Below are 5935 nucleotides of genomic sequence, written 5' to 3' on the forward strand. Positions count from 1 at the left end.
CCGCTGAACGCGTTCCAGATCGCCTTCGAAGGCCGACTCACCCCCACCAGCCACTGACCCTCAACAACCAAGATCAGCCGTTGACTGGACACACCGATGAGACGGGAGGGCGGCACGTGATCACCTCGAGCGTTGGAGGGCAGGGGGTAGGTGTGGGGCGGACGGGCCGTGTCCGGGTTGTGCTCACGGCCCGTCTTCCGAAGAGCGGTCGTGCCGCACATCCACGGCGACTGCGGGATGAGGGACGATCGGCCGCGGGGTCGGGGGTGTGATGGCCTCGGTTGAAGGCGGAGCCACGGTGGGTGCGCCAGGCATGTACAGCAGGCTGCGCAGCGGGGAGCGGTAGAGGACCACGACGGGGACGACGAGCAGGCAGGTGCCGACGATCAGGGTGGGGCGCACACCGATCCAGGTGCCGAGCCCGCCGGCGAGGAGCGCGGCCACCGGCCGCCCGCCGGAGGTGAGCCAGGTAGGCACGGCCTGCATCCGGGCCTGCATGCCGTCGGCGGTGATGACCTGGCGAATGGTGCGCTGGGTCGTCCCCGCGGCCCCGGCGCATGCCAGCTGAAGGAACAGAGCGATGCCGATGGAGAACTGCCAGACCAGGCCCGGGGAGGCGAGGAGCAGAGGAAGCTGGGTGAGCGGGATGATCGCGAGCGCGGTGAGCATCATCAGCCCGGGCCCGTACCGCGCCGCGAGTGACGGGGCCGCCAGAGCCCCGGCCGCCGCGCCCAGCGCCCCGAGTCCCAGGACCACCCCGAAGGCGGTCGTGCTCATCGTGAGGGACCGGAACAGGTTTGTTTCCGCAGAGACCGTGTCCCCCGCAGGTCGTGTCGCTTTACATGGCGGTCGACGACGTCGGACGTGTCGAGTTGCAGTAGCCCATCGTGTTGCCATCCACGTCCGGTCCTGTGAGGAAGGGCATACTGCCGCCGAGGTGGATGGCCAAGCCTTCCAGCTTGCGGGACCAGCAGTCACTGCGTTGTGCTCTGGATGCCGAGGACGTCGTACAGATGCCGGCCGTGGGCCCATGCCTTCAGCTCGGAACGGCCCATGAGGATGAGCCGGTGGTGCTGGGCGAACTTGATGGCCGGTTCGGTGAAGCCATTGAGGGCGATCATGATCGGGAGGTCGGCTCCGTGGTGCGGGCGGGCTGTGCCGTTGAACTTCTGCACGTGGCCTGACCCGACCGGGTTGGTGTACTGCTTGCACTGGACGATCAGTAGGCGGCCTTCGGGGTCGTGGGCGGTGACGTCAACGCCGAGGTCACCGGCGCCGCCGACCCGGCGGGGACCCAGGAACCCGTCACGGGCCAGGAGATCGGTGCATGCCTGCTCGAACCCCGTGGCGCTCATCGAGGAGAGCTGCTTCATCTTGAAAGTCAGCACGTCCGGGTCGGGATCACCGTCTGATGGTGCGACGAACGCGTCGTCCGGGCCGACGTAATTGTGGGTGCCGAAGAAGAACGACAGGAGCTTGCCGACCAGTATGAGCACGGCCGGTGCGCCGACCGCGATCAGCCCGGTCCACCATGGGTGATCTGCGATCAGGTTCCACAGGTCTACGGTGATCCACCGGCTGACGTCTTCGGTGAGCCACTGCCACAGCATCTTGCCGATGGCCAGCGCGAGGACCGCGTATAGGAGGAATTTCAGCGTTGGGTCGAGTGACCCGTCTTCGTCGAACACCACACCCCCAGACGTATCGGACGGCGGTCAGCGAGCCGGTTGGTCAGGTCGCGCGCTTGAATCGGCTTGCGCGGGAGCGCGGGGACAACCCGAGGAGTTCATGCAGGGCGGCGCCGCTTTCGGCCCAGCGCCGGAGCTTTCTCGGTCGACCCAATGGACACCGTGCCGGTCGCCCCACGCCTTGGCGTCGCGGGTGAAGGACCCGTTGGTAATGACGACTGCGTGCTCGGCTTTATGGGCCGGGCCAGCTGTCCCTTGCACCGCGTACATCACCGACGACCCCACCTTCCCGCCGACGCGAGTGTGCTTGGCCTGTACGACGATTCGACCTCGCTGGCGATGGTCGCCCATGACGTCGGCGGCCTGGTCACCGCTACCGCCCACACGGCGGGCCGGCCAGCCGTCGCGGACCAGGAGGTCTCGTAACGCGTGCTCGAACTGCCGGTCGTCCATGGAGTCAAGTTCGGCCAGGGTGATCCGCAACGTGGCCAGCCGTCCGGCGTCGAGTCGGTGCCGACGCACGCTCGGCACGATCCGGCAGGACCCAAGAGCGGACGCCAGCAGAGTGACGGCCACTACGAACGGCCACGCGTCCTCGCGGCGGTCGCAGCGGCCATCCGGATGGCCAGCACCACGACGGCCAGGGCCACGACCAGCGCCGAGAGGACCTCCGCGGCGCCGCGTGGGCGGCGCACCTGCCACCGCGTGCGCGTCATCAGCGGCTGGCCGGAGTGGAGGCGGCGGGCTGCGGAGCTGCGGGCGGCGTCGTGGAGGCCGCCTCACCGAACCCGAACACCTGCCCCCATAACCAGTCGCCGGCCAGCAGTCCGGCGATCATCCAGCCGCTCATCCGCTTCGCGCTGCGCGGTTTCGGGTTACGGCGGATGTGTCCACGCACATAATGGAACCCGTCCGGAATGTTCGGCATGCTGTTCCCTCCCGTCGGTGAGCCACTGGCGCGGCTCGTCCCTGAGATTGGTGTAGCAGCGGCCACTGACAGGAATTGATGGATCATCACGGTGCTGTCCTTGGCCGGACCGCCATCAAGCCACGTGTGTCACTCGGCCTCGCGGCCCCCGGGTCGTGGAGCCTGAACTGCTGACCTCGACGGACAGGCTCCTCAGCTGCTCTGCCGTCCGCGCCGCAGTGGCTCGGACCCTACGAGCTGCAGCAGCCTACGCGGCGCTCACCTGCGGAAATGCTGCCGGACTCACTAGACAGGAGTCCTGGGAATGAATGGCGAAAAGCCGTAGGAGCGCACGCCTCGTCGCGAATGCGCCGGTGCCACCCCTGAGCCACTTCCTTCGCGATGCCCACGTGCGGATTCGGAGGAGGGCTGCCGTGGCCGGACTCGGCCGCCGAGACCGAAGGCAGGGGTAAGGGCGGGTTCTGCCGGCGCCCGGCGATCAGGTACGGGCCGACTCGCTCTCGGGCAGCCGTGCGCGGAGCGTGGCGGCGAAGTCCTCGGCGCGGGCGAGCTGGATCCGCAGCTTCTCCACCTGCTCGGCTGCGGCCTTCTCGTACTCGCGCACGCGCTCCAGAAGCGCCTCGCGCTCGTCCGGGCCGAGTTCACCGCCGGCGTCGAGGCGGTCGGTGGCATCCAGCAGGTCGCGCATCTGGTCCAGGGTGAAGCCGAGCGGCTTCATCCGGCGGATGACCATGAGGCGGGCAACGTCGTTCTCGGTGTAGAGGCGGAAGCCCCCCTGAGAGCGTGCGGAGGGGACGACCAGGCCGGTCTCCTCGTAGTGCCGGATGGTGCGTAGGGACAGCTCGGTGCGCGCGGCGACCTCGCCGATCTGCATGTGCCTGCCGTCCACGTCCCCGCTCCTGGCCTTTCCGTCACAGTGGTCGCCCCGGCCGGGACCCGCCAATGCCTACTCTAACGTTAGGGTAGAGTTGCTGATGCTGGAGCGGCGCACCGCTGCTTCACCAGTGCCGTGTCGGGGCCGATGCCGCCCCCGGCGAAGTTCTGATTGTTGCAGGAGAGACGCGTGCGCGAGCCCATGACGCCCGGTGCCGCCGCCTGCCCGCCGTGACGCTTCGCCCCCGAATGTGAGCCCGGCGCCCTCGCGCCTGCCTGCTCCGTTCCCTCTGGTCTTCCGGCTCCGCGCTGACGGGGCCGTCCGCGGGGTGTCGGCCCGGCCCCTCCGCGTCCTCCCGCATGTCCCTGGCTGCCGCAGGGTGTGCCCGAGCACGACAGGTTCCTGAACTCTTGTCTTCCGCTACCGCTGTGTCCCCGGCCGCGCGCCTGCGCGGCCTGAAGCCCAACTGGCTGACCGATCCGAAGGTCTGGCGCACCGAGGTCCTCGCGGGCCTGGTTGTCGCCCTGGCGCTGATCCCCGAGGCGATCTCCTTCTCGATCATCGCTGGTGTCGATCCTGCGGTCGGCCTGTTCGCCTCCTTCACCATGGCCGTCGTCATCTCCGTCGTCGGCGGACGCCGAGCGATGATCTCTGCCGCCACCGGTGCCATCGCCCTCGTCATCGCCCCGCTCAACCGAGAGCACGGCCTCGGCTACCTGATCGCCGCCGTCATCCTCGCCGGCGTCTTCCAGGTCGTCCTCGGAGCGCTCGGGGTGGCAAAGCTGATGCGGTTCATCCCGCGCTCGGTGATGGTCGGCTTCGTCAACTCCCTCGCCATCCTGATCTTCATGGCCCAGGTGCCGGAGATGCGGAACGTCCCTTGGGCTGTGTATCCGCTGATCATCGGCGGCCTCGCGCTCATGCTGTTCTTCCCGAAGATCACAACCGTGATCCCCGCACCGCTCGTCTCCATCGTGATCCTCACCGTCATCACCGTCGGTGCGGCCATCGCGGTGCCAACCGTCGGCGACAAGGGCGAACTGCCGTCCTCCCTCCCCGTGCCGGGCCTGCCCGACGTGCCGTTCACCATGGACACCCTGACGACGATCGCCCCGTACGCCTTCGCGATGGCGCTGGTCGGGCTGATGGAATCGCTGATGACGGCCAAGCTCGTCGATGACATCACCGACACCCACTCGAACAAGACCCGCGAGTCGATCGGCCAGGGCATCGCCAACATCGTCACCGGTTTCTTCGGCGGCATGGGCGGCTGCGCGATGATCGGCCAGACGATGATCAACGTGAAGGTCTCCGGCGCGCGCACCCGTCTGTCGACGTTCCTGGCGGGGGCCTTCTTGATGGTGCTCTGCATCGTCTTCGGCCCGATCGTCTCCGACATCCCCATGGCCGCGCTCGTCGCCGTCATGATCATGGTGTCGTTCGCGACCTTCGATTGGCACTCCCTCGCACCCAAGACCCTCAAGCGAATGCCCGCCGGCGAGATCACCGTCATGCTCGTCACCGTCGTGTGCGTGGTCGCCACCCACAACCTGGCCATCGGCGTCGTTGTCGGCTCGATCACCGCCATGGTCATCTTCGCCAAGCGCGTCGCCCACCTCGCCGAGGTCACCGCCGTCACCGACCCCGACGGTGGGACGGTCCTCTACCGGGTCACCGGCGAGCTGTTCTTCGCCTCGTCCAACGACCTCGTCGGCCAGTTCGACTACGCGGGCGACCCCGGCAAGGTCATCATCGACCTGAGCGCGGCGCACATCTGGGACGCCTCCTCCGTCGCAGCCCTCGACGCCATCGAGAGCAAGTACGCCCAGCGCGGTAAGACCGTCGAGATCGTCGGCCTGAACGACCCCAGCGCCCACCTCCACGGCAAACTCAGCGGCGAACTCGCCGGCAGCCACTAGCCTGGCGCTCAGCGCGCGTGACACTCGATGACGGGACAGACGCCGTCGGCCTCCGGCTCCGACCCGGAGGCCACCGCGTCCTCGCGTGCCGCCACCAGGGTCGCGCGCAGCGCCCGCAGGTCAGTGATGGCCCGGTCGATCTCACTGATACGGGCGTCCGCCATGTCGCGCACCGCCGTGCACGGGGTGGTGCCACTGCGGCGCAGGGCGAGGATGGTTCCGATGTCGTCGAGGGGGAGGGCCCGGGCCCTGCGGATGAAGGTGAGTGTGTCGACGTTGTCCTGGTCGTAGAGGCGGTAACCGGCGTCGGTGCGCGGGACCGACCTCAGCAGGCCGCGCTCCTCGTACAATCGCACTGCCCGGCGAGTGGCGCCGATGCCTCGGCGGCCTGTCCCACAGTCATGGTCCGGCTCATCGCACACCCTCTTCGGCTGCTAGTGTCATGCGCCAGAAATCCTGTTGGTTAGTAAGTACCCTGTTGTCATGTCGCATTCGGGGCCTTCTGCTGTGGCGATCACGTTGTCCG

At 68.2% G+C, this 5935-nt stretch carries 7 protein-coding genes and 1 pseudogene; 1 reads left to right on the plus strand and 7 read right to left on the minus strand.

Annotated features, from left to right (window positions below; all coding sequences use genetic code 11):
- Window positions 1-183 precede the first annotated feature (183 nt).
- From ACFYW5_RS37530 to ACFYW5_RS37555, 6 genes and pseudogenes are all read right to left on the minus strand, one after another.
- The gene (locus ACFYW5_RS37530; RefSeq protein WP_389421630.1) at window positions 184-777 is read right to left on the minus strand and encodes a hypothetical protein; all 594 of its coding nucleotides are present in this window, start codon (window positions 775-777) and stop codon (window positions 184-186) included.
- A gap of 197 nt (window positions 778-974) precedes the next feature.
- Window positions 975-1688, minus strand: coding sequence for a restriction endonuclease (locus ACFYW5_RS37535; RefSeq protein WP_389421636.1), 714 nt, complete (start codon window positions 1686-1688; stop codon window positions 975-977).
- 43 nt (window positions 1689-1731) lie between these two features.
- A pseudogene (locus ACFYW5_RS37540) lies at window positions 1732-2189 on the minus strand (restriction endonuclease); the annotation flags it as partial.
- 74 nt (window positions 2190-2263) lie between these two features.
- Complete coding sequence (locus tag ACFYW5_RS37545; protein ID WP_389421631.1) at window positions 2264-2404, minus strand: hypothetical protein; 141 nt, start codon at window positions 2402-2404, stop codon at window positions 2264-2266.
- Window positions 2404-2616 carry a hypothetical protein gene (locus tag ACFYW5_RS37550; protein WP_389421632.1) on the minus strand — a complete coding sequence of 71 codons (213 nt, stop codon included), beginning with the start codon at window positions 2614-2616 and terminating at the stop codon, window positions 2404-2406. Before ACFYW5_RS37550 ends, ACFYW5_RS37545 begins: the two co-directional genes overlap by 1 nt.
- A gap of 478 nt (window positions 2617-3094) precedes the next feature.
- Window positions 3095-3505 (minus strand): MerR family transcriptional regulator, encoded by a 411-nt coding sequence (locus ACFYW5_RS37555; protein ID WP_389421633.1) that lies wholly within the window; start codon window positions 3503-3505, stop codon window positions 3095-3097.
- A 413-nt stretch (window positions 3506-3918) separates the two neighbouring features.
- On the opposite strand from ACFYW5_RS37555, the gene ACFYW5_RS37560 reads away from it, so the two are divergent.
- A complete protein-coding gene (locus tag ACFYW5_RS37560) occupies window positions 3919-5409 on the plus strand; it encodes a SulP family inorganic anion transporter (protein WP_389421634.1) in 1491 nt (496 codons plus the stop codon).
- Between the two features lie 8 nt (window positions 5410-5417).
- Here the strand turns inward: ACFYW5_RS37560 and ACFYW5_RS37565 are convergent, their stop codons facing one another.
- Window positions 5418-5765, minus strand: a complete 348-nt coding sequence (locus ACFYW5_RS37565) for a MerR family DNA-binding protein (protein ID WP_389421635.1) — start codon at window positions 5763-5765, stop codon at window positions 5418-5420.
- Window positions 5766-5935: the final 170 nt, after the last annotated feature.

The sequence above is a fragment of the Streptomyces sp. NPDC002779 genome, assembly GCF_042888685.1.
In the GTDB taxonomy this organism is placed as follows: domain Bacteria; phylum Actinomycetota; class Actinomycetes; order Streptomycetales; family Streptomycetaceae; genus Streptomyces.

Coding starts and splice junctions, on each gene's coding strand:
- ACFYW5_RS37530 (WP_389421630.1), bottom strand. CDS start 777: ATGAGCACGACCGCCTTCGGGGTGGTCCTGGGACTCGGGGCGCTGGGC.
- ACFYW5_RS37545 (WP_389421631.1), bottom strand. CDS start 2,404: ATGACGCGCACGCGGTGGCAGGTGCGCCGCCCACGCGGCGCCGCGGAG.
- ACFYW5_RS37550 (WP_389421632.1), bottom strand. CDS start 2,616: ATGCCGAACATTCCGGACGGGTTCCATTATGTGCGTGGACACATCCGC.